Below are 20,670 nucleotides of genomic sequence, written 5' to 3' on the forward strand. Positions count from 1 at the left end.
GTTCCCCTACTTGTCCTTCAGGCAGAGCAGGAAGTCACTGCCGTCGCCGCTCTCGGTGTAGGAGTACTGGAAGTCCTTGGCCTTCTCCGTGCACTTGGTCTCGGCAGTGGTCGCGGAGTAGTCGCCCTCGATCTTGGCGAGCACGACGTACTGAGCCTTCGAGGACTTGCAGTCGACGACCTCGAGGTCCGGGTTGTTGTCGTCGCTGCTGCCGCGGTGCATGCAGTCGCCGACCGATGCCGTGTTGGCGTCGTCGCGGCTGGATATGTAGCCGCCGATGGCCACACCGGCGACGGCGAGGACGATGACGACGTTCTTGATCAGCTTGAAGCTGACCTTGCGGCGGGGCTGCGCCGGCGGAACCGTGGCGTACGGCGCGGTGGCCTGTGGGTAGCCGGGCTGGCCGGGCTGCTGCGGGTAGCCACCCTGGGGCGGGTACGGGGCCTGGCCCTGAGGCTGGCCGTAGGGCTGCTGACCCTGAGCGAACGGGTTGCCCTGGGACGGCGGAGTAGACACTTGGGGGTCCCCCTAGAAACGTGGGTGCGCGCGAGAACGTCAGCCCGCGTTGCGCGAAGTAAGACGAACGTAAATTACAGGCCAGCACTGACAAGCCAGTAGCGGAGGGGAACTTCGTGGCATTGATGTGACACTTATCGTCGCTCAAACCGTGCCATACCCACAGCAACTGCCCCGTAGATAACGGCGACTGTGACCACCAGCGGCCCCGATCGGCCGTCCGGTGGCAGCATCAGCGCGGCGACCCCGGCGGCGCCGACGAAGGCGACGTTGAACAGCACGTCGTAAACCGAGAAGATCCGGCCACGAAAGCCGTCCTGCACGGAGAACTGGACGATGGTGTCCGTGGCGATCTTCGCGCCCTGGGTGGAGAGCCCCAGGACGAACGCCGCGACCATCAGCGGGACTTGGGCGAACGGCAGCCCCAGCGGGGGCACCAGGACGGCGGCCGCCGCCGCGCAGACGACGATCCAACGGCCCGGCCCGAGCCGCCTCGCGGCGGAGGGCGTGACGACGGCCGCCGCGAAGAAACCCGCGCCGGAGATGCCCACGGCCAGACCGAGCAGCCCCAGCCCCCCGTCCGCGTCGGTCGACCAGGCATACCGACAGAGCATCAGAACCATGACGGTCAGGGCGCCGTAGCAGAACCGCATCAGCGTCATCGAGGTGAGCGCCCAGGCGGCTTCCCGCCTCCTCGGTTCAGCGAGGTGCCGTACGCCGGCCACGAGGCCCTGCGCGGTGCCGGTGAGTGCCGCGGTCAGCCGGGGCGGTATCAACTCACGGTCGGGCCCAAGCAGTTCCGGTGCCATGCGCAGTGAGGCGAGCGCGGCGCACAGATAGAGAGCGGAGCCGAGCAGCACCACGGCGGCGTCGGAGTCCGAGCCCACGAGCCGCACGACGAAAGCGAGGCCCCCGCCCGCCGTCGCGGCGAGTGTGCCGGCCGTCGGGGACAAGGAGTTGGCCATCACCAGGCGCTCGGCGTCGACCACCCGGGGCAGCGCGGCGGACAGGCCCGCCAGGACGAAGCGGTTGACCGCGGTGACACACAGGGCGGAGATGTAGAAGAGCCAGTCCGGGACGTGACTGATCATCAAGGCGGCCGTCACGGAGGCCAGCAGGGCGCGCAGCAGGTTGCCGTACACGAAGACCTGGCGACGGCGCCAGCGGTCCAGCAGGACGCCGGCGAACGGGCCCACCAGCGAGTACGGAAGCAGCAGGACGGCCATCGCGGAGGCGATCGCCGTGGCCGAGGTCTGTTTCTCGGGGGAGAAGACGACGTACGTGGCGAGCCCGACCTGGTAGACGCCGTCGGCCCCTTGGGAGAGCAGCCGTACCGAGAGCAGACGCCGGAAGTCCCGGAAGCGCAGCAGGACGCGCAGATCACGGACGACGGACATGGGGCACAGCCTCACATACGGGGAGGGTCCCCGGGTCGTGCGACCCGGGGACCCTCGACAGCCCTGGCAGGAGCGTTTTCAGCGAGCCGTGTCGGCCTGCGCTCTGTGTTCTGTCGAGCTAGCGCTCGACCTCACCCTTGATGAACTTCTCGACGTTCTCGCGGGCCTCGTCGTCGAAGTACTGCACCGGCGGGGACTTCATGAAGTACGACGACGCCGACAGGATCGGACCGCCGATGCCGCGGTCCTTGGCGATCTTCGCTGCGCGCAGGGCGTCGATGATGACACCGGCGGAGTTCGGGGAGTCCCAGACCTCGAGCTTGTACTCCAGGTTCAGCGGGACGTCACCGAAGGCACGGCCCTCGAGGCGGACGTACGCCCACTTGCGGTCGTCGAGCCAGGCGACGTAGTCGGAGGGGCCGATGTGGACGTTCTTCTCGCCGAGATCCCGGTCGGGGATCTGGGAGGTGACGGCCTGCGTCTTGGAGATCTTCTTGGACTCCAGGCGATCACGCTCGAGCATGTTCTTGAAGTCCATGTTGCCGCCGACGTTCAGCTGCATCGTGCGGTCCAGGACGACGCCCCGGTCCTCGAACAGCTTCGCCATGACGCGGTGCGTGATGGTGGCGCCGACCTGGGACTTGATGTCGTCGCCGACGATCGGGACGCCCGCCTCGGTGAACTTGTCCGCCCACTCCTTGGTGCCGGCGATGAAGACCGGAAGGGCGTTGACGAAGGCGACCTTGGCGTCGATGGCGCACTGGGCGTAGAACTTCGCCGCGTCCTCGGAACCCACGGGCAGGTAGCAGACGAGCACGTCGACCTGCTTGTCCTTGAGGACCTGGACGACGTCGGCCGGCTCCTCGGCGGACTCCTCGATGGTCTCGCGGTAGTACTTGCCGAGGCCGTCGAGGGTGTGGCCGCGCTGGACGGTCACGCCGGTGTTCGGCACGTCGCAGATCTTGATCGTGTTGTTCTCGGACGCGCCGATGGCGTCCGCGAGGTCGAGGCCGACCTTCTTGGCGTCCACATCGAAGGCGGCGACGAATTCCACGTCACGGACGTGGTACTCACCGAACTGCACGTGCATGAGGCCCGGGACCTTGGACGCCGGGTCGGCGTCCTTGTAGTACTCGACTCCCTGCACCAGCGACGCGGCGCAGTTGCCCACGCCGACGATGGCTACGCGCACCGAACCCATTCTGGTTGCTCCCTGTGTGTACGAGTGAGGCCCTGGCAGGGGCCTCACGTGGCAGTGTCGCCGGGCGTATCCGGCCCGGGGGTGTCCCCGGGCCGGGGCAGGACGCCCGGCGCTCCCTCTGTGGTGTCACGAGTGGGTTCTCCATGGGCCGGACCCTTCAGGTCCCGGCCCGCCCGCTCGCTCTCGATGAGCTCGTTCAGCCAGCGCACTTCGCGCTCCACGGACTCCATCCCGTGGCGCTGGAGCTCAAGCGTGTAGTCGTCGAGGCGCTCCCGGGTGCGCGCCAGGGAGGCGCGCATCTTCTCCAGGCGCTCCTCCAGCCGACTGCGGCGGCCCTCGAGGACTCGCATACGGACGTCGCGCGAGGTCTGCCCGAAGAAGGCGAAGCGAGCGGCGAAGTGCTCGTCCTCGTACGCGTCGGGTCCGGTCTGCGAGAGCAGCTCCTCGAAGTGCTCCTTACCCTCCGCCGTCAACCGATAGACGATCTTGGCACGACGCCCTGCGAGTGGTGCTGCGAGGGCGTCCTCGGAGGTGTTCCCCGGCTCTTCGATCAACCAGCCATTGGCGAGCAGCGTCTTGAGGCAGGGGTACAGCGTTCCGTAGCTGAAGGCGCGGAACACACCCAGTGACGTGTTGAGTCGTTTGCGCAGCTCATAGCCGTGCATCGGGGACTCGCGGAGCAGGCCGAGTACGGCGAACTCGAGGATCCCGGAACGCCGGCTCATCGTCGCCTCCTCTCTGCCGCGGACGTACCGTGACGGTTTATCTCGCGCTGATGTATCGACTCGATACATCAAGACGATAGAACGGCCTTCCGGATGCGACAAGCGTGAAGATGGTGAACGGGATCACATCACCGATTCGTTGCAGGCGAGTTGCCTGATTTGGGGTGAACTTCTGGGCTCGGCGGGTTTTGGCGGTGCGTAGTCTGTGCGCCATGCACACCACCGGGAACCACGTGACGCATGGGGGCGTCGTCGTCCTAGGTGCAGTACGGATGAATGCGGAACCGACCACATCCGTACTTCGGGGGGACCGGAAACCAGCCGCCGTTTCCAGGCGCGCACGGGTGCGCCTGCCCGAGGAGTAGTCGTTCGATGAGCGAGCACCGTCGCAAACCGCCGCAGCCGCAGGGAGGCGGACGTGCCGCGGCCCGACGCGGCCAGTCCGGCTCGTCCTCCGGCCGCCGTGCGGCACCGCGAGGCGCCACCGGGTCGCCAGCCGACTCGTACGGGTCGGGATCCTACGAGTCGGGAGGCGAGGAGCCGTCGTACGGCGGCCGCGCCGAGGCCCGGCGTGCGGCACAGAGAAGCACGGGCGGTCGCCGCAGAGCGGCAGAGCCCGGCCGAGGGGGCCGTGGTGCCCCGACCGGACCCGGCCGCGGCAGAGGCCGTGCGGCCGTCCCCGCCAAGAAACGCCTCATCGACTATCCACGGGCCGGCAAGGACGGCTGGCGCCGCTGGATGCCCTCCTGGAAGCTCGTCTCCGGTCTGTGCATCGGCTTCATCGGCAGCCTGGTGGCCGTAGCGGGCATCGGCTACGCCATGGTGGGTGTCCCGGACATCGCGAAGACGGCCGAGGCGCAGAACAACGTCTTCTACTGGTCCGACGGTTCCGAGATGGTCTCCACCGGTGGTGAGACCAACCGTCAGATCGTCAACCTGTCGCAGATCCCCAAGGCGATGCAGTACGCGGTGATCTCGCAGGAGAACAAGACCTTCGAGACCGACAGCGGCATCGACCCGAAGGGCATCGCCCGCGCCGTGTTCAACATGGCCAGGGGCGGTCAGACGCAGGGTGGCTCCACCATCACCCAGCAGTACGTCAAGAACGCGATGCTGGACGACCAGTCGCAGACGATCTCCCGGAAGTTCAGGGAGATCCTCGTCTCGATCAAGGTCGGCGCCACGGTCCCCAAGGACAAGATCATGGCGGGGTACCTGAACTCCGCCTACTACGGCCGTGGGGCGTACGGGATCCAGGCCGCCGCTCGCGCGTACTTCAACAAGGACGCCATCGACCTCAACGAGGGCGAGTGCGCCTTCCTGTCGGCGATGCTCAAGGGCGCGACCTACTACGACCCGGCGGGTGCCACCTCCATCGACCCGGCCAACGCCACCCCTGACAAGAACCGCCGACGAGCCTTCAGCCAGATGCAGGACACTCTGGACAAGATGGTCGAGTACGGCCATCTCGACGCCGCGACGCGGGCCAAGTACACGGAACTCCCCAAGTGGCAGAGTCCGCGGTCGAACCGTGAGCTGAAGGGGCAGATCGGCTATCTCGTCGACCTGGCCAAGGCATACGTGATCAACAACAACATCATCAGTGCCGACAAGCTGCAGCAGGGCGGGTACTCGATCTACACGACCTTCGACAAGAAGAAGATCAAGGAGCTCGAGTCCTCGGTCACGAAGGTCCAGAAGGCCAACATCAAGCCCAAGTTGCGCCCGAAGACGGACACCCACGTCCAGTTCGGTGGCGCTTCGGTGGATCCGGCGACCGGTGCCATCAAGGCGATCTACGGCGGTGAGGACGCGACCAAGCACTTCACCAACAACGCCGACACCACCGGTGCCCAGGTCGGTTCGACGTTCAAGCCCTTCGTGCTCGCGGCCGCGATGACCTGGGGTGTGCGCGACCCCGACGGCCCCGAGACGCAGGCGCAGGACGAGCGGACCATCGTCTCCCCGAAGAGCCTGTTCAGCGGCAAGAACAAGCTCAAGATCGAGGAGTACAACAAGCAGGTCTGGAAGAACGAGAAGGGGGACGAGTGGCTTCAGACCAACGATGGTCAGGTGTCCTACGGCACTCCCCCCAATTACCAGATCGACCTGCGTGAGGCGATGCGCGAGTCGGTGAACTCGGCCTTCGTGCAGCTCGGCATGGACGTCGGTCTGGACAAGGTGAAGGAGGCCGCCATCAGCGCAGGCCTCAAGAAGAACAGCCTGGCCGGCGTCACCTACCCGTCCTTCTCCATCGGTATCTCCCAGCCCAGCGCGATCCGCATGGCGGGTGCGTACGCCACCTTCGCGGCCAGCGGCAAGCAGCGCGAGCCGTACTCCGTGGAGAAGGTCACGAGCAAGGACGGCACGGCCTACACGCACAAGGTCCAGACGGAGGACGCGTTCACCCCGAAGGTCGCCGACAACGTCACGGACGTGCTGAAGACGGTGGTCGAAAAGGGAACCGGCACCAGCGCCCAGCTCACCGGCCGGGAGGTCGCCGGCAAGACCGGTACGACCGACGGCAACAAGTCCGCCTGGTTCGTGGGCTACACCCCGCAGCTGTCCACGTCGATCACGATGTTCCGGTACGACGATGACGAGAGCAAGAAGAACCGGACGTTCTTGAAGATGTTCGGAACGGGTGGTCAGAAGAAGATCCACGGTGCCTCGTTCCCGGCCGAGATCTGGCACGACTACATGGAAGAGGCACTGCAGGGCGAACCCGCGGAGGATTTCCCGACTCCCGAGCCCATCGGTGAGGTGGTCAACGAGGCCCCGTCGCCGAGCCCCATCCCGACGCCGAGCAAGACCCAGGAGTCGAGTCCGACGCCCAGTCCCACGCCCAGCGAGACGCTGACCTCGCCCTCGCCGTCCCCCAGTGAGTCCTGCAACCGCTTCTTCGGGTGTCAGGACACCGGAGGCACGGACACGGGTGGCAACACCGACACCGGTGGCACGGACGGAGGGGTGAGCCCCTCTCCCACTCCCACGGATAGTGGCGCAGACGGGGGCGGCAACAGCAGAGGCAACGGCAACGGAGGCGGAGGCGGCCTCTTCGGAGGCCAGACCGGTTAGCCGGCCTAGCGCCCGACGCGGTGTTTCACGTGAAACATCGGGACGTTTCACGTGAAACAGGGGCCGCCACACCTTGCGAGGTGTGGCGGCCCTCGGCGTATTCCTAGACACGTACGGCAGGATGTGGCACATGCCCAGCGCAGAATCGACGCACGCGAGCGTGCACGAGCCGGATCAGGTGCGGCCGACCAGGGACGACGCGGTCGCCAGGGCCGGCAGTGAGGTGATCGGCGGTCCCATCGGACGGCGTGCCCTGCTCGGGGCGGACTGGTGGACCCCCGTACGGGTCGTCGCTCTCGTGGCGATCGGCATGTTCGCCCTCGGACTGGTCCAGAAGGCTCCCTGCTACAACGGCGGCTGGTTCTTCGGCGCCAGTTCGCAGTACACGCACGCCTGCTACTCGGACATCCCGCACCTCTACCAGGGGCGCGGCTTCGCCGACGGTCTGGTGCCGTACTTCGACAAGCTCCCCGGTGACATGCAGTACCTCGAGTACCCGGTGCTGACCGGTGTGTTCATGGAGGTCGCCGCCTGGCTGACGCCCGGCAGCGGCAGCATCCAGCACCAGGAGCAGTGGTACTGGATGGTCAACGCCGGGATGCTGATGGCATGCGCCGCCATCATCGCGGTCTGCGTGTCCCGCACCCAGGTCCGGCGCCCCTGGGACGGCCTGCTGGTCGCCCTGGCACCCGCCTTCGCGCTGACCGCCACGATCAACTGGGACCTGCTGGCGGTCGCCCTGACGGCCGCCGCCATGCTGATGTGGTCCCGGGGCCGTTCCCTGGCCTTCGGTGTCCTGCTGGGGCTCGCCACGGCCGCCAAGCTGTATCCCGTCTTCCTGCTCGGGCCGCTGTTCGTGCTGTGCTGGCGCGCGGGCAAGTGGCGGGACTTCGGCAAGGCCTTCGGTGGCGCGGCCGTCTCCTGGCTCGTGGTGAACCTGCCGGTGGCGTACTTCGCCTTCGATGGCTGGTCGAAGTTCTACACCTTCAGCCAGGAGCGGGGGGTCGACTTCGGGTCCTTCTGGCTGATCATCGCCCAGAACTCCTCCCACCCGCTCAGCACCGAGATGGTCAACACACTCGCCACCTCGTTGGTGCTGTTGTGCTGCGTGGGTATCGCGGTGCTCACCATCACCGCGCCGCGCAGGCCGCGCTTCGCGCAGCTGGCCTTCCTGATCGTCGCGGCGTTCATCCTCACCAACAAGGTCTACTCGCCGCAGTACGTCCTGTGGCTGGTCCCGCTGGCCGTGCTGGCCCGGCCGAAGTGGCGGGACATCCTGATCTGGCAGGCGTGCGAGGTCGCGTACTTCCTGGGGATCTGGATGTACCTCGCCTACACGACGAGCGGAGACGCCCACAAGGGCCTGCCGACCGACGGCTACCACTGGGCCATCGGCGCACACCTCCTCGGCACCCTCTACCTGTGCGTAATCATCGTGCGGGACATCCTCATGCCGGAGCGGGACGTGGTGCGCCGGACCGGTGAGGACGACCCCTCGGGCGGTGTGCTCGACGGCGCGGAGGACGTGTTCGTCCTCGGCCCGGCGGCCCGTCCGACGCAGCCCGCGGCCCATACCGAGGAGCCTCAGGTGGCGTGGGGAAGCCAGAACACGGGCCCCTCCGACGGCCGTTCGCTCTGAGCGAACAAGGTGCCGACGGCCCACCCGAGGCACGCGGGAGACGGCAAAGGCCGTACACGGAAGGGTCCGTGTACGGCCTCATCGGTTTTTCGGCGCTGAGCGCGGCCGCTCAGCGGTCCACGATCCGGTCGAACTGGGTGGTGGTGTGCCGCAGATGGGCCACGAGCTCCTCACCCACCTTCGGCTCCGGGGCGTCCGTGGGCACGAACAGGATGGACACCTGCATGTGCGGCGGCTCGGCGAACCAGCGCTGCTTGCCGTCCCAGACGAACGGAGAAAGGTTCCGGTTGACCGTGGCCAGGCCGGCCCGGGCGACGCCCTTGGCACGCGGCATGACGCCGTGCAGCGCCTTGGGGGCCTCCAGGCCCACCCCGTGCGACGTACCGCCGGCCACGACCACCAGATAGCCGTCCGAGGCCGCCTTCTGCTGGCGGTAGCCGAAGCGGTCGCCCTTGGCGACACGCGTGACGTCCAGGACGGCACCGCGGTACTCGGTGGCCTCGTGGTCCCCGAGCCACAGCCGCGTGCCGATACGGGCACGGAAGCGGGTCTGGGGGAACTGCTGCTGGAGCCGGGCGAGTTCGTCGGCCTTGAGATGGCTGACGAACATCGTGTGCAGCGGCAGGCGTGCCGCACGCAGCCGGTCCATCCAGCCGATGACCTCCTCGACGGCGTCCGAGCCGTCGGTGCGGTCCAGCGGCAGATGGATCGCGAAGCCCTCGAGACGGACGTTCTCTATGGCGGCGTGCAGCTGCGGCAGGTCCTGCTCGCTGATGCCGTGCCGCTTCATAGACGACATGACCTCGACCACCACACGGGCGCCCACAAGGCCGTACACACCGTCGATCGACGACACCGAGCGGATGACCCGGTCGGGCAGCGGCACGGGCTCCTCGCCCCGCCGGTAAGGCGTCAGCACCAGCAGGTCGCCACCGAACCAGTCCTTGATCCGCGCGGCCTCGTACGTCGTGCCCACGGCGAGAGTGTCCGAGCCCAGCCGTGTGGCCTCCTCCGCGAGGCGCTCGTGCCCGAAGCCGTAGCCGTTGCCCTTGCAGACAGGGACGAGGCCGGGGAACTGGTCCTGCACGTGCTTGTGATGCGCCCGCCAGCGCGCGGTGTCGACGTAGAGCGTGAGCGCCATGGCCGGACCTGGAACCTTTCTCGTGGTGGGGGGTGGTGTCGGGGGTGGTGGGTGGAAACGGACGACCGGAGACTCAGCGGCGTGACATGTAGATGTCGAGCGCCTTGTGGAGCAGCTTGTTCAGCGGGAAGTCCCACTCGCCGAGGTACTCGGCGGCCTGTCCGCCCGTGCCGACCTTGAACTGGATCAGGCCGAAGAGGTGGTCGCTCTCGTCGAGCGAGTCGGAGATGCCCCGCAGGTCGTAGACCGTGGCGCCGAGCGCGTAGGCGTCGCGCAGCATCCGCCACTGCATCGCGTTCGAGGGGCGGAACTCCCGGCCGATGTTGTCGGAGGCGCCGTAGGAGTACCAGACGTGCCCGCCGACGATCAGCATGGTCGCCGCCGACAGGTTCACACCGTTGTGGCGGGCGAAGTACAGCCGCATGCGGTTGGGGTCCTCGCTGTTGAGGGCCGTCCACATGCGCTGGAAGTACGACAGCGGGCGGGGCCGGAAGTGGTCGCGCACGGCCGTGATCTCGTACAGCCGCTGCCACTCCTCGAGGTCGTGGTAGCCCCCCTGGACGACTTCGACGCCGGCCTTCTCCGCCTTCTTGATGTTGCGGCGCCACAGCTGGTTGAAGTTCTTGTGCACCTCTTCCAGGGAGCGGTTCGCCAGCGGCACCTGATAGACGTAGCGCGGCTGGACGTCACCGAAGCCGGCCCCGCCGTCCTCGCCCTGCTGCCAGCCCATGCGGCGCAGCTTGTCGGCCACCTCGAAGGCACGCGGCTCGATGAAGTCGGCCTCGATGTCGCGCAGCCGCTTCACGTCGGGGTTCTGGATGCCCGCCTTGATGGACGTGGCCTCCCATCGCCGGATGATCACCGGCGGGCCCATCTTCACGGAGAACGCGCCCTGCTGCTTGAGGTGCGCGAGCATCGGTTCCAGCCACTCGGTCAGATTTGGCGCATACCAGTTGATGACCGGGCCCTCGGGCAGATAGGCGAGGTAGCGCTTGATCTTGGGCAGCTGGCGGTAGAGCACCAGACCCGCGCCCACCAGCTGACCGGTCTTGTCGAACCACCCGAGGTTCTCCGAACGCCACTCCGCCTTCACATCAGCCCAGGCCGGGACCTGCATGTGGCTCGCCGACGGCAGGCTCTGGATGTAGGCCAGATGCTGCTCTCGACTGATGGTCCTCAGGGTCAGGCTCATTCGGGGCGCTCCTCGGGCTGGTGTGTCCCCATGGGTTCAGGGGCTCCGGCTCTCGCGCGAAGCCTACTGCGCCCCGCGAGCGCCCCGACTGGGCGTACGGCACCTTCGCCCCGGCCTGTTGGCCGCCGGGGCGTTCCCACGGTGTTCGAAAAGGCGCCTGAGGGACGGCGCCCGCCGGTCAGCCGAACAGGCCGCCGAAGAGACCACCGTGTGCCATGCCGAGGAAGAAACCGACTCCGGACGCACCGAGACCCAGAACCAGACCGAAGCGCTCGCGCGTGGTCTCCGAGATCCACTGCCCGTAAGCGCCCGTCAGGATCCCCACCAGACCGGTCCAGGAGCTGAGCAGGTTGAGGTGGTCGAAGAAGCCGGTGACGAACGCGGTGATCCCGAGCACCAGGGTCACCGCGACCAGCGCGTCCTGGAGGGGGTGGGGCCTGTCGTCCGTGGCGAAGAGGGATCCGGCGGTGTTGGGTCGCAATGCCTGTGCCATAGGGCACCTCCTGCGGAAGGCGGCGCATCGTAGCGCCATACACACCCGATGTCGTACAGACTGACGGTCCCACCGGCCGGATTTCAACCGCAAGGCGCTGTGCGGGTACTCTGTACCGTCTGCACCGGTGTCTGCCCAGACAGGGCCAGGGAATCTCCCCAGGTCGAGCCGGGGACGCCGCTCGCGGCCCCCGATTGTCAGTGGTGGCCGATACCGTTGCGTACGCATAACAACCCTCCTGCCACGGAACGACCGTGGCCGCTGAGTCCAAAGGAGGTGGGTTCCACATGCGTCACTACGAGGTGATGGTCATCCTCGACCCCGATCTCGAGGAGCGTGCTGTCTCCCCGCTGATCGAGAACTTCCTCTCCGTCGTCCGTGAGGGCAACGGAAAGGTGGAGAAGGTCGACACCTGGGGCCGTCGTCGTCTCGCGTACGAGATCAAGAAGAAGCCTGAGGGCATCTACTCGGTCATCGACCTGCAGGCCGAGCCTGCGGTCGTGAAGGAGCTCGACCGCCAGATGAACCTGAACGAGTCGGTCCTCCGGACCAAGGTCCTCCGCCCCGAGACCCACTGAGCTCTCCCGCTCAGCTGATCCCGGGATTCGAGTAGTAAGCAGCCAGCAAACCCGCCGAGAGGTTCCCCCATGGCAGGCGAGACCGTCATCACGGTCATCGGCAATCTTGTCGATGACCCCGAGCTGCGCTTCACCCCCTCCGGTGCGGCGGTCGCGAAGTTCCGTGTCGCGTCCACTCCCCGCACCTTCGACCGCCAGACGAACGAGTGGAAGGACGGCGAGAGCCTCTTCCTGACCTGCTCGGTCTGGCGTCAGGCGGCGGAGAACGTCGCGGAGTCGCTCCAGCGAGGCATGCGCGTCGTCGTGCAGGGCCGGCTGAAGCAGCGGTCCTACGAGGACCGCGAGGGCGTCAAGCGCACGGTCTACGAGCTGGACGTCGAGGAAGTCGGCCCCAGCCTGCGCAACGCCACGGCCAAGGTCACCAAGACCACGGGCCGCGGTGGCCAGGGCGGTGGCGGTGGCTTCGGCGGCGGTGGCGGTGGCGGCCAGGGTGGCGGCGGCTGGGGCGGCGGCCCCGGTGGCGGCCAGCAGGGCGGCGGCGCTCCCGCCGACGACCCCTGGGCGACCGGCGCTCCCGCCGGTGGCAACCAGGGCGGTGGCGGCGGCTGGGGCGGAAGCTCCGGCGGTGGCGGCGGCTACTCGGACGAACCCCCCTTCTAGGCCTTGGGCCGGGTCTTCGGACCGGGCCGGTCGAAGGCGGGTCGTACCCCAACTTCTTGATCACACAGGAGAAACACCATGGCGAAGCCGCCTGTGCGCAAGCCGAAGAAAAAGGTCTGCGCTTTCTGCAAGGACAAGGTCACGTACGTGGACTACAAGGACACGAACATGCTGCGGAAGTTCATTTCCGACCGCGGCAAGATCCGTGCCCGCCGCGTGACCGGCAACTGCACGCAGCACCAGCGTGACGTCGCCACGGCCGTCAAGAACAGCCGTGAGATGGCGCTGCTGCCCTACACGTCCACCGCGCGATAAGGAAAGGGTGACCGACTCATGAAGATCATCCTTACCCACGAGGTCTCCGGCCTCGGTGCCGCGGGCGATGTCGTCGACGTCAAGGACGGCTACGCTCGCAACTTCCTGATCCCGCGGAAGTTCGCGATCCGCTGGACCAAGGGTGGCGAGAAGGACGTCGAGCAGATCCGTCGTGCTCGCAAGATCCACGAGATCCAGACCATCGAGCAGGCCAACGCTGTGAAGGCCCAGCTCGAGGGTGTGAAGGTCCGTCTGGCCGTTCGCTCCGGCGACGCCGGTCGTCTCTTCGGTTCCGTCACCCCGGCCGACGTCGCTTCGGCGATCAAGGCCTCCGGTGGTCCCGAGGTCGACAAGCGCCGCATCGAGCTCGGCGCGCCCATCAAGACCCTGGGCGCCCACGAGACGTCCGTGCGTCTGCACCCCGAGGTTGCCGCCAAGGTCAACATCGAGGTCGTCGCGGCCTGATCGCCGTGCTCGGCTTGAACCGCTGAGAAGGGGCCGCACCCGCTGGGGTGCGGCCCCTTACGCGTTGCTCCAGGGGCCGGGTGGCCATGTTTCACGTGAAACGCTCAGCGCGTCGCACCCGTCACCAGCCACCGTCCCGAGCGAGTTCGCATCCACAGGGTCAGCATGCGTATGGCCATCATCAACGTCATGGCCATCCAGAGAGCGGTCAGACCGCCGCCTGCGACAGGCACGAGCAGCGCGACAGGTGTGAAGACCGCGAGCGTGAGCAGCATCGCCCACGCCAGGTACGGCCCGTCGCCCGCGCCCATCAGAACGCCGTCCAGAACGAAGACGATGCCGCAGATCGGCTGGGACACGGCCACGATCACCAGAGCGGGAAGGGCGGTGTCCTTGACCAGGGGGTCGCTGGTGAACAGGGCCAGGAACACCGGCCGAGTGATCAGTACCAGGAGACCGAGGACGACTCCTACGGCGATGCCCCACTCCACCATTCGGCGGCCTACTGCGCGGGCGCCCTGGACGTCCTCGGCGCCGAGGTAGCGGCCGATGATGGCCTGCCCTGCGATGGCGATGGCGTCCAGTGCGAAGGCGAGCAGGCTCCACAGGGACAGGATGATCTGGTGGGCCGCGATATCGGCGTCCCCGAGGCGGGCAGCCACAGCCGTGGCGATCATCAGGATCGCCCGCAGGGAGAGCGTACGGACCAGCAGGGGTGCACCGGCCTGCGCGGAGGCCCGGATCCCGGCAGCGTCGGGGCGCAGCGAGGCACCGTGCCGACGGGCTCCCCGGACGACCACCACGAGGTAGACCGCGGCCATGCCGCACTGGGCGATGACGGTGCCCCAGGCGGAGCCTGCGATGCCGAGATCGGCACCGTAGACGAGAGCGGCGTTGAGAGCGGCGTTGGCGATGAAACCGGCGATGGCGACGTACAGCGGGGTCTTCGTGTCCTGCAGGCCGCGCAGCACGCCGGTCGCGGCGAGCACCACCAGCATGGCCGGGATGCCGAGGGACGAGATACGCAGATAAGTGGTCGCGTACGGAGCCGCCGTGTCCGAGGCGCCGAAGAGTTCCACGAGGGCGGGTGCGGTGGGCAGGACGACGGCGATGACAGCTGCGCCGAGCAGGAGCGCCAGCCAGATGCCGTCCATGCCCTGGCGTATGGCGGCCTGGAGCTCGCCGGCGCCCACTCGGCGTGCGACGGCCGCCGTGGTGGCGTACGCGAGGAACACGAAGACGCTCACGGCGGTCATGAGGAGGGCGGAGGCGACACCGAGGCCGGCGAGTTGCGCCGTGCCCAAGTGCCCCACGATCGCGCTGTCGGCCATGACGAACAGGGGCTCGGCGACCAGTGCGCCGAAGGCCGGGACGGCCAGTGCGACGATCTCTCGATCGTGCTGTCGCCGGGTGGCCTCGGGGGCCGCGGGAGCCTGTGTCATGACCACCAATCTAATCGTCCACAGGTAATGGATGCAAGCAGGTATTGTCTATTACATCCGTGCTGATCGTGTGTGCTCTCGCGCACTGTTCGAGGCGATCTTGGTCCGAGTGGGAAAGTTTTTCTTCTGCACAGCCGGTGGACGGCAAACTTGCAGGTCACGGCGGTGATGTCGGCGAAGGTGAAAGCTTGTTCACAGGGCTGTCCACCGGGTCGTGCACAGGTTTCGCGGAGTTCTCCACAGCATCGGGCCTGTCGTCCACATGGCCTGTGGATAACCAGATTGGCTGACGCTGCTCACGGGCCTACCGTTGTCCGGCGCCCCCTCCGTGCCGCCGGTCGTGAAACCGTCACAAAACCGGCGTGCTGCAACCGGAGAGGGGCCTCTCAGTTGTCAGTGCCGTGCCGTAGAACAGAGGGGCACGGCGAGGTCCGCTCGGCGGACGGGAGGAGGTGGCTCGGTGAGCATTTCCGAGCCCTTGGACGACCCGTGGGCCGACAGCGGTCCCGGTGATCGTCTGCCCGCCTCCCGTCGCCGCGGCGATGTGGGCCGAGGCCGCGGTGAGCAGCACGAGCGCGGCCGTGACGACGGGGAGTGGGAGAGCGGCGGCACGTCGTTCGAGCGTGTACCGCCACAGGATCTCGACGCCGAGCAGTCCGTCCTGGGCGGCATGCTCCTGTCCAAGGACGCCATCGCCGACGTCGTCGAGGTCATCAAGGGGCACGACTTCTACAAGCCCGCCCACGAGACGATCTTCCAGGCGATCCTCGACGTCTACGCGAAGGGTGAGCCGGCCGACCCCATCACGATCGCCGCCGAGCTGACCAAGCGCGGTGAGATCAACAAGGTCGGTGGAGCGTCGTATCTCCACACCCTCGTCCAGACCGTGCCGACGGCGGCGAACGCCGAGTACTACGCGGAGATCGTGCACGAGCGCGCGGTCCTGCGTCGGCTGGTCGAGGCGGGCACCCGCATCACCCAGATGGGATACGCGGCCGACGACGACGTCGACGAGATCGTCAACCGCGCCCAGGCCGAGATCTACGCGGTCACCGAGCAGCGCACCAGTGAGGACTACCTGCCGCTCGGCGACATCATGGAAGGCGCCCTCGACGAGATCGAGGCGATCGGCTCACGCAGCGGCGAGATGACCGGTGTGCCCACGGGGTTCACCGACCTCGACTCCCTCACCAACGGTCTGCACCCGGGCCAGATGATCGTCATCGCGGCCCGTCCCGCCATGGGTAAGTCCACGCTGGCGCTGGACTTCGCCCGTGCCGCGTCGATCAAGCACAACCTGCCCAGCGTCATCTTCTCCCTCGAAATGGGGCGCAACGAGATCGCGATGCGTCTGCTGTCCGCCGAGGCCCGGGTCGCCCTTCACCACATGCGGTCCGGCACGATGACGGACGAGGACTGGACGCGGTTGGCGCGCCGGATGCCCGAGGTGTCGTCCGCGCCGCTCTACATCGACGACTCCCCGAACCTGTCGATGATGGAGATCCGCGCGAAGTGCCGTCGGCTGAAGCAGCGCAACGACATCAAGCTCGTGATCATCGACTATCTGCAGCTGATGCAGGCCGGTGGTTCCAAGCGCTCCGAGAGCCGTCAGCAGGAGGTCTCGGACATGTCCCGTAACCTCAAGCTCCTGGCCAAGGAGCTGGAGGTCCCGGTGATCGCGCTCTCCCAGCTGAACCGTGGCCCCGAGCAGCGCACGGACAAGAAGCCGATGGTGTCCGACCTGCGTGAGTCCGGCTCCATCGAGCAGGACGCCGACATGGTGATCCTGCTGCACCGCGAGGACGCCTACGAGAAGGAGTCGCCGCGGGCCGGCGAGGCGGACATCATCGTGGGCAAGCACCGTAACGGTCCGACGGCCACGATCACCGTCGCCTTCCAGGGGCACTACTCGCGCTTCGTGGACATGGCGCAGACCTGATCCGGCCTGAGTCACGCTGGTTCGGGTTGCGGTTCCGGCTGGAGCACCGATGCGGCCTGCGGGTCCCACAGCCTGGTGGTCCGCAGGTAACCGTGGATCACCGAGGCCATCGCCAGAAGGAGAAGGGGTCCGAACACCCACGGATGTCGGGCCATCTCCATCGGCAGATAGCGATAGGACACCAGGAGCGCGGCGAAGACCGTGGTGCCGTACGCGACCAGCTGGACTCCTGACCGGTCCCAGCCCCGTGCGAGTGAGCGCATGGCGGCCTCGATGGTGAGCGCGAACACCACGCCGGCGATGAGGTCCGCGCCGTAGTGGTAGCCGAATCCCAGCGTTGCGCAGAGCGTGGCGATCAGCCAGAAAGCGCCCGCGAACCGCAGAAGACGTGGGCCCTTGCGGGAATGAATGAAGATCACGGTGGCCCATGCCGTGTGCAGGCTGGGCATGCAGTTGCGGGGGGTGATCTCGTCGTACGGCATCGGGTGCGGGGCGCTGATCGGCGGCAGCGTGTCCGGCCACAGGTTGGCTATCGCCCAGTGCCCGCCGCCGGTGCCGAAGGCTCCGTTGCCGTAGATGAAGACCGGTCCGACCACCGGGAAGATCATGTAGATAGCAGGCCCGACGAGGCCGATCGCCAGGAAGGTGCGCACCAGGTGATGGCTCGGGAAGCGGCGCTCGGCCGCCACGTTGCGCAGCTGGTACAGCGTGATGACGGCCGCGGCCACCGCGATCTGAGCGTAGACGAAGTTGAGAACATGGGGACCGATCGGATGGGTGGCCTCGACGATCCGGCCTGCCAGCCATGACGGGTCGCCCAGCGCGTGATCGGCGGTCACCACGTACTGGTCGAGCACCGCGGGGCGGGTCTTCGACGTGATGAGCAGCCAGGCGTCACCGGTCTTGCGGCCGGTCACCAGCAGCAGGCCCAGCCCGACGCCCTTCAGCAGCAGGACGCGTTCCCGGCCCGCGCGGCGCGTGATCGCGATGACCGCATAGCCCAGAATCACCCACAACGCGCCATTGCCGAAGCTCGTCTTGGCGTCGACCGCCCACCGCACCAGCAGGAAGACGGCATCGATGCCGATCGCGGCTCCGACCGCCACGAACCGTTGCCGCCAGGTGAGCACCACCATCATCAACGCCATACCGGCGTACAGCAGCGGTCCCGATTTGGGGGCGAACAGCACCTCTTGCGCCTGATTGGTGATCGGCCCCGGTAGGCCATAGCGGCGCGAGGCGATCTCCAGCGCGATGAGGAATCCGAGGGTCGTCACGCCTGCTATGGCCCAGAGTGTCGCCCGTGGTTGACGCCATGCGGAGGATGAAATTATGTATTTAATTCGCGAAAGCACCCGCGATGCTATGGATATCAATTAATTTGGCCGATTTGATAGGTATTAGTTAAATAGGTTTGAGATCGAACATGCTATCGGAGCGTTGCGAGTGGGTTTCGCGATCATGCGAAATGGGTTCGACGTGGACCGCGAGGCCGGGTGGACTGGGCCCATGACGACACCTCAGGGAGAGCTGCTGCCCGGCACGCGGCGGGCTCTGCTGCACCGGATCGCCGTGGCGCAGACCGAAGGGCGAGCACCGTCGCTGGTCGCGGCGGTCGTACGGAACGGGCGGGCCGTGTGGCACGGTGCGCGGACCTCGGTGGACGGGCACGGGCCGGACGAGAACGTGCAGTACCGCATCGGCTCCATCACCAAGACCTTCACCGCCGTCCTGGTGCTGCGGCTGCGTGACGAGGGCGTGCTCGACCTCGGTGACCCCGTTGAGAAGCATCTGCCGGGCACCGGCACGGGGGAAGCCACCATCGCCGAACTGCTCGCGCACACGGCCGGCCTGGCGGCCGAGTCACCCGAACCGTGGTGGGAGCGCACTCCGGGGTCGCTGCGCCCCGAACTGGCCGACGTACTCGGAGAGCAGCCCTTCCGGCACCCGGTCGGCCGACGGTTCCACTACTCGAACCCCGGCTACACGGTGCTCGGCGCTCTGGTCGAGCAGCTGAGGGGCGCCCCCTGGGAGGACGTCCTTAGGCGAGAAGTGCTCGAACCTCTGGGCCTGGATCGAACCAGCGCGCGACCCCGGGCGCCCCACGCCGGTGGCTGGGCCGTGCACCCCTGGGCCGACGCGCTGCTGCCGGAACCGGTGCAGGACCTGGGGCGGATGGCGCCGGCCGGTCAACTCTGGTCAACCACTGCTGACCTGGCACGCTTCGCGGCGTTCCTGGTGAACGGGGACGACCGTGTGCTGAGTGCCGAGTCGCTGGCCGAGATGCGCACGCCGGCCGCGCCGCCCGGGGTCGCGGATGTGGCGGCCGGTTACGCGTACTGCCTGGGGTTGGAGATCCGCCACCAGGAGGGGCGGACTCTGGTCGGTCACACGGGATCACTGCCGGGCTTCCTGGCGAACCTCACGATCAGTGTGGCGGACGACGTGGCGGCGGTCGTGCTCGCCAACTGCACGTCCGGTCCGCTGCTGTCCGCGGTGGGTGCCGATCTCGTGCGCATCGTCGCCGAGGCCGAGCCGCGGATCCCGGCGCCCTGGCGGCCGCTGCGCGAAGTCGATCCGGCCGTGCTGGAGTTGGCGGGGCAGTGGTACTGGGGGACGTCCGGCTTCGGACTGCGGCTGACAGCCGACGGGCTGGTCTCCTTGGAGCCGCTGTCGGGCAACGGCCGGCGTTCGCGGTTCCGGTCGAACGGGGACGGTACCTGGACGGGGCTGGAGGGCTACTACGCCGGAGAGCTTCTGCGGCCCGTACGGCGCCCCGACGGCTCCCTGAGCCATCTGGACCTCGGGTCGTTCGTCTTCACGCGTCAGCCGTACGAGGAGGGGGCTCCTGTGCCGGGTGGAGTCGACTCCGAGGGGTGGCGGGGGATCGGCTAGCCAAGAAGCATCGCCTTGTTTCACGTGAAACAAGGCGCTTCTCGGTGTGACCGCTGGGAGCGGAACATGTCTCAGAGCTGGAGCTTGAAGCCCACGTGGGAGGCCGTGAAACCGAGCCGCTCGTAGAAGCGGTGGGCATCGGTGCGCGTGTTGTCAGAGGTCAGCTGGACCAACTGGCAGTCCTGCCGTCGGGATTCCTCGACCGCCCACTCGACGAGCTGCGTCCCCAGACCGCTGCCACGCTCGTCGGCGTGGATGCGTACGCCTTCGACGATCGACCTGGTGGCGCCGCGCCGGGACAGCCCCGGAATGACCGTGAGCTGGAGCGTGCCCACCACGCGGCCCTCGCGGACCGCCACGACCAAGTGCTGGTTCGGGTCGGCGCGGAGCCGCTCGAGCGCGGTCAGGTACGGGGTGAGGTCGTCGGGCGACTCCCGCTGTGCGCCCAGCGGGTCGTCCGCCAGCATGGCGACGATTGCCGGGATGTCGTCGGACGTGGCGGCGCGTATTTCAAGATCTCCCATGGCCGCAGCCTATGCGGGCACGTTCAGTGACTCCACGACCCGTACGAGCGGGGCAAGCTCCGGGACCTTGGCCGCTGCGTCAAGCGCTTCGCGCAGGGCGGCGTCGTTGGTGGGTCTGGCCTCTGAGAGCAGCTTGAGGCCGGCCTCGGTGACGTTCGTGTAGATGCCGCGTCGGTCGGTGGGGCAGAGGTAGCGCGCGAGCAGGCCGCGGTCCTCGAGCCGGGTGACCAGCCGGGTGGTGGCGCTCTGGCTGAGGACGACCGCGTCGGCGACCTGCTTCATCTGCAGATGGCCCCCGTCACCGTCGTGCTGTCGGCTGAGCACGTCGAGCAAGGAGTACTCCCGGACGCTCAGGTCGTGCCCGGCCTGCAGGGCGCGCTCGAGGTGCGCCTCGATCCTCCCGTGCAGGAGCGAGAGGGCGCACCAGCCCTGGGCGAGGGCGGTGAGCGCGGGGTCCGTCGCTGTCATTG

19 protein-coding genes are annotated in these 20,670 nt (G+C 67.6%); 8 read left to right on the forward strand and 11 right to left on the reverse strand.

Going from position 1 to position 20,670, the window contains the following annotated elements; all coding sequences use genetic code 11:
• Window positions 1-6: 6 nt before the first annotated feature.
• The 4 genes from ACGFNV_RS32990 to ACGFNV_RS33005 all read right to left on the reverse strand — a co-directional run bounded on the left by ACGFNV_RS32990 (window position 7) and on the right by ACGFNV_RS33005 (window position 3,839).
• On the reverse strand, window positions 7-516 hold the full coding sequence (locus ACGFNV_RS32990) for a hypothetical protein (RefSeq protein WP_393627537.1): 510 nt from the start codon (window positions 514-516) through the stop codon (window positions 7-9).
• Between the two features lie 134 nt (window positions 517-650).
• Window positions 651-1,913, reverse strand: a complete 1,263-nt coding sequence (locus tag ACGFNV_RS32995; RefSeq protein WP_393627539.1) for an MFS transporter — start codon at window positions 1,911-1,913, stop codon at window positions 651-653.
• A gap of 118 nt (window positions 1,914-2,031) precedes the next feature.
• Complete coding sequence (locus ACGFNV_RS33000) at window positions 2,032-3,114, reverse strand: inositol-3-phosphate synthase (protein ID WP_393627541.1); 1,083 nt, start codon at window positions 3,112-3,114, stop codon at window positions 2,032-2,034.
• 44 nt (window positions 3,115-3,158) lie between these two features.
• On the reverse strand, window positions 3,159-3,839 hold the full coding sequence (locus ACGFNV_RS33005) for a PadR family transcriptional regulator (protein ID WP_133928013.1): 681 nt from the start codon (window positions 3,837-3,839) through the stop codon (window positions 3,159-3,161).
• Between the two features lie 372 nt (window positions 3,840-4,211).
• On the opposite strand from ACGFNV_RS33005, the gene ACGFNV_RS33010 reads away from it, so the two are divergent.
• Together ACGFNV_RS33010 and ACGFNV_RS33015 are read left to right on the forward strand one after the other, a co-directional pair.
• Window positions 4,212-6,917 carry a transglycosylase domain-containing protein gene (locus ACGFNV_RS33010; RefSeq protein WP_393627543.1) on the forward strand — a complete coding sequence of 902 codons (2,706 nt, stop codon included), beginning with the start codon at window positions 4,212-4,214 and terminating at the stop codon, window positions 6,915-6,917.
• A 130-nt stretch (window positions 6,918-7,047) separates the two neighbouring features.
• Window positions 7,048-8,556, forward strand: coding sequence for a glycosyltransferase family 87 protein (locus tag ACGFNV_RS33015; RefSeq protein ID WP_393627545.1), 1,509 nt, complete (start codon window positions 7,048-7,050; stop codon window positions 8,554-8,556).
• A gap of 109 nt (window positions 8,557-8,665) precedes the next feature.
• Here ACGFNV_RS33015 and ACGFNV_RS33020 read toward each other — a convergent pair whose 3' ends face one another.
• The 3 genes from ACGFNV_RS33020 to ACGFNV_RS33030 all read right to left on the reverse strand — a co-directional run bounded on the left by ACGFNV_RS33020 (window position 8,666) and on the right by ACGFNV_RS33030 (window position 11,382).
• The gene (locus tag ACGFNV_RS33020) at window positions 8,666-9,697 is read right to left on the reverse strand and encodes an alanine racemase (protein WP_393627547.1); all 1,032 of its coding nucleotides are present in this window, start codon (window positions 9,695-9,697) and stop codon (window positions 8,666-8,668) included.
• Between the two features lie 73 nt (window positions 9,698-9,770).
• A complete protein-coding gene (gene femX, locus ACGFNV_RS33025) occupies window positions 9,771-10,889 on the reverse strand; it encodes a peptidoglycan bridge formation glycyltransferase FemX (protein ID WP_133928009.1) in 1,119 nt (372 codons plus the stop codon).
• Between the two features lie 178 nt (window positions 10,890-11,067).
• Window positions 11,068-11,382: a hypothetical protein gene (locus ACGFNV_RS33030; protein WP_393627549.1), complete on the reverse strand. Its 315-nt coding sequence runs from the start codon at window positions 11,380-11,382 to the stop codon at window positions 11,068-11,070.
• 287 nt (window positions 11,383-11,669) lie between these two features.
• On the opposite strand from ACGFNV_RS33030, the gene rpsF reads away from it, so the two are divergent.
• The 4 genes from rpsF (at window position 11,670) to rplI (ending at window position 13,400) form a co-directional block, all read left to right on the forward strand.
• Entirely contained in the window at window positions 11,670-11,960 is a 291-nt protein-coding gene (rpsF, locus tag ACGFNV_RS33035; protein ID WP_004950685.1) for a 30S ribosomal protein S6, read from the forward strand.
• A 69-nt stretch (window positions 11,961-12,029) separates the two neighbouring features.
• On the forward strand, window positions 12,030-12,620 hold the full coding sequence (locus tag ACGFNV_RS33040; protein ID WP_393627551.1) for a single-stranded DNA-binding protein: 591 nt from the start codon (window positions 12,030-12,032) through the stop codon (window positions 12,618-12,620).
• Window positions 12,621-12,698: 78 nt separating this feature from the next.
• Entirely contained in the window at window positions 12,699-12,935 is a 237-nt protein-coding gene (gene rpsR, locus ACGFNV_RS33045) for a 30S ribosomal protein S18 (protein ID WP_003949403.1), read from the forward strand.
• An 18-nt stretch (window positions 12,936-12,953) separates the two neighbouring features.
• The gene (gene rplI, locus ACGFNV_RS33050) at window positions 12,954-13,400 is read left to right on the forward strand and encodes a 50S ribosomal protein L9 (protein ID WP_393627552.1); all 447 of its coding nucleotides are present in this window, start codon (window positions 12,954-12,956) and stop codon (window positions 13,398-13,400) included.
• 104 nt (window positions 13,401-13,504) lie between these two features.
• On the opposite strand, the gene ACGFNV_RS33055 is transcribed toward rplI, so the two are convergent.
• Window positions 13,505-14,842: an MATE family efflux transporter gene (locus ACGFNV_RS33055; RefSeq protein ID WP_393627554.1), complete on the reverse strand. Its 1,338-nt coding sequence runs from the start codon at window positions 14,840-14,842 to the stop codon at window positions 13,505-13,507.
• Window positions 14,843-15,302: 460 nt separating this feature from the next.
• Here ACGFNV_RS33055 and dnaB point away from each other — a divergent pair, with 460 nt between their 5' ends.
• Window positions 15,303-16,781 (forward strand): replicative DNA helicase, encoded by a 1,479-nt coding sequence (dnaB, locus tag ACGFNV_RS33060; RefSeq protein WP_133928005.1) that lies wholly within the window; start codon window positions 15,303-15,305, stop codon window positions 16,779-16,781.
• An 11-nt stretch (window positions 16,782-16,792) separates the two neighbouring features.
• Here the strand turns inward: dnaB and ACGFNV_RS33065 are convergent, their stop codons facing one another.
• Window positions 16,793-18,115, reverse strand: a complete 1,323-nt coding sequence (locus tag ACGFNV_RS33065) for a phosphatase PAP2 family protein (protein WP_393627777.1) — start codon at window positions 18,113-18,115, stop codon at window positions 16,793-16,795.
• A 175-nt stretch (window positions 18,116-18,290) separates the two neighbouring features.
• Between ACGFNV_RS33065 and ACGFNV_RS33070 the strand changes: the two genes are divergently transcribed.
• Window positions 18,291-19,676 carry a serine hydrolase domain-containing protein gene (locus ACGFNV_RS33070; RefSeq protein ID WP_393627556.1) on the forward strand — a complete coding sequence of 462 codons (1,386 nt, stop codon included), beginning with the start codon at window positions 18,291-18,293 and terminating at the stop codon, window positions 19,674-19,676.
• A gap of 71 nt (window positions 19,677-19,747) precedes the next feature.
• Here ACGFNV_RS33070 and ACGFNV_RS33075 read toward each other — a convergent pair whose 3' ends face one another.
• The gene (locus ACGFNV_RS33075) at window positions 19,748-20,200 is read right to left on the reverse strand and encodes a GNAT family N-acetyltransferase (protein ID WP_393627558.1); all 453 of its coding nucleotides are present in this window, start codon (window positions 20,198-20,200) and stop codon (window positions 19,748-19,750) included.
• Window positions 20,201-20,209: 9 nt separating this feature from the next.
• On the reverse strand, window positions 20,210-20,668 hold the full coding sequence (locus tag ACGFNV_RS33080) for a MarR family winged helix-turn-helix transcriptional regulator (RefSeq protein ID WP_393627559.1): 459 nt from the start codon (window positions 20,666-20,668) through the stop codon (window positions 20,210-20,212).
• Window positions 20,669-20,670 lie beyond the last annotated feature (2 nt).

The organism is Streptomyces sp. NPDC048751, from assembly GCF_043198595.1.
GTDB lineage: Bacteria > Actinomycetota > Actinomycetes > Streptomycetales > Streptomycetaceae > Streptomyces.

Excerpts from the sequence above, each read along its gene's own strand:
- ACGFNV_RS33055 (WP_393627554.1), bottom strand. The coding sequence starts at position 14,842 with ATGACACAGGCTCCCGCGGCCCCCGAGGCCACCCGGCGACAGCACGAT.
- ACGFNV_RS33080 (WP_393627559.1), bottom strand. The coding sequence starts at position 20,668 with ATGACAGCGACGGACCCCGCGCTCACCGCCCTCGCCCAGGGCTGGTGC.
- femX (WP_133928009.1), bottom strand. The coding sequence starts at position 10,889 with ATGAGCCTGACCCTGAGGACCATCAGTCGAGAGCAGCATCTGGCCTAC.
- ACGFNV_RS33015 (WP_393627545.1), top strand. The coding sequence starts at position 7,048 with ATGCCCAGCGCAGAATCGACGCACGCGAGCGTGCACGAGCCGGATCAG.
- rplI (WP_393627552.1), top strand. The coding sequence starts at position 12,954 with ATGAAGATCATCCTTACCCACGAGGTCTCCGGCCTCGGTGCCGCGGGC.
- ACGFNV_RS33005 (WP_133928013.1), bottom strand. The coding sequence starts at position 3,839 with ATGAGCCGGCGTTCCGGGATCCTCGAGTTCGCCGTACTCGGCCTGCTC.
- ACGFNV_RS33010 (WP_393627543.1), top strand. The coding sequence starts at position 4,212 with ATGAGCGAGCACCGTCGCAAACCGCCGCAGCCGCAGGGAGGCGGACGT.
- ACGFNV_RS33000 (WP_393627541.1), bottom strand. The coding sequence starts at position 3,114 with ATGGGTTCGGTGCGCGTAGCCATCGTCGGCGTGGGCAACTGCGCCGCG.
- ACGFNV_RS33040 (WP_393627551.1), top strand. The coding sequence starts at position 12,030 with ATGGCAGGCGAGACCGTCATCACGGTCATCGGCAATCTTGTCGATGAC.
- ACGFNV_RS33020 (WP_393627547.1), bottom strand. The coding sequence starts at position 9,697 with ATGGCGCTCACGCTCTACGTCGACACCGCGCGCTGGCGGGCGCATCAC.
- rpsF (WP_004950685.1), top strand. The coding sequence starts at position 11,670 with ATGCGTCACTACGAGGTGATGGTCATCCTCGACCCCGATCTCGAGGAG.
- ACGFNV_RS33075 (WP_393627558.1), bottom strand. The coding sequence starts at position 20,200 with ATGGGAGATCTTGAAATACGCGCCGCCACGTCCGACGACATCCCGGCA.
- ACGFNV_RS33030 (WP_393627549.1), bottom strand. The coding sequence starts at position 11,382 with ATGGCACAGGCATTGCGACCCAACACCGCCGGATCCCTCTTCGCCACG.
- ACGFNV_RS32995 (WP_393627539.1), bottom strand. The coding sequence starts at position 1,913 with ATGTCCGTCGTCCGTGATCTGCGCGTCCTGCTGCGCTTCCGGGACTTC.
- ACGFNV_RS33070 (WP_393627556.1), top strand. The coding sequence starts at position 18,291 with ATGACGACACCTCAGGGAGAGCTGCTGCCCGGCACGCGGCGGGCTCTG.
- rpsR (WP_003949403.1), top strand. The coding sequence starts at position 12,699 with ATGGCGAAGCCGCCTGTGCGCAAGCCGAAGAAAAAGGTCTGCGCTTTC.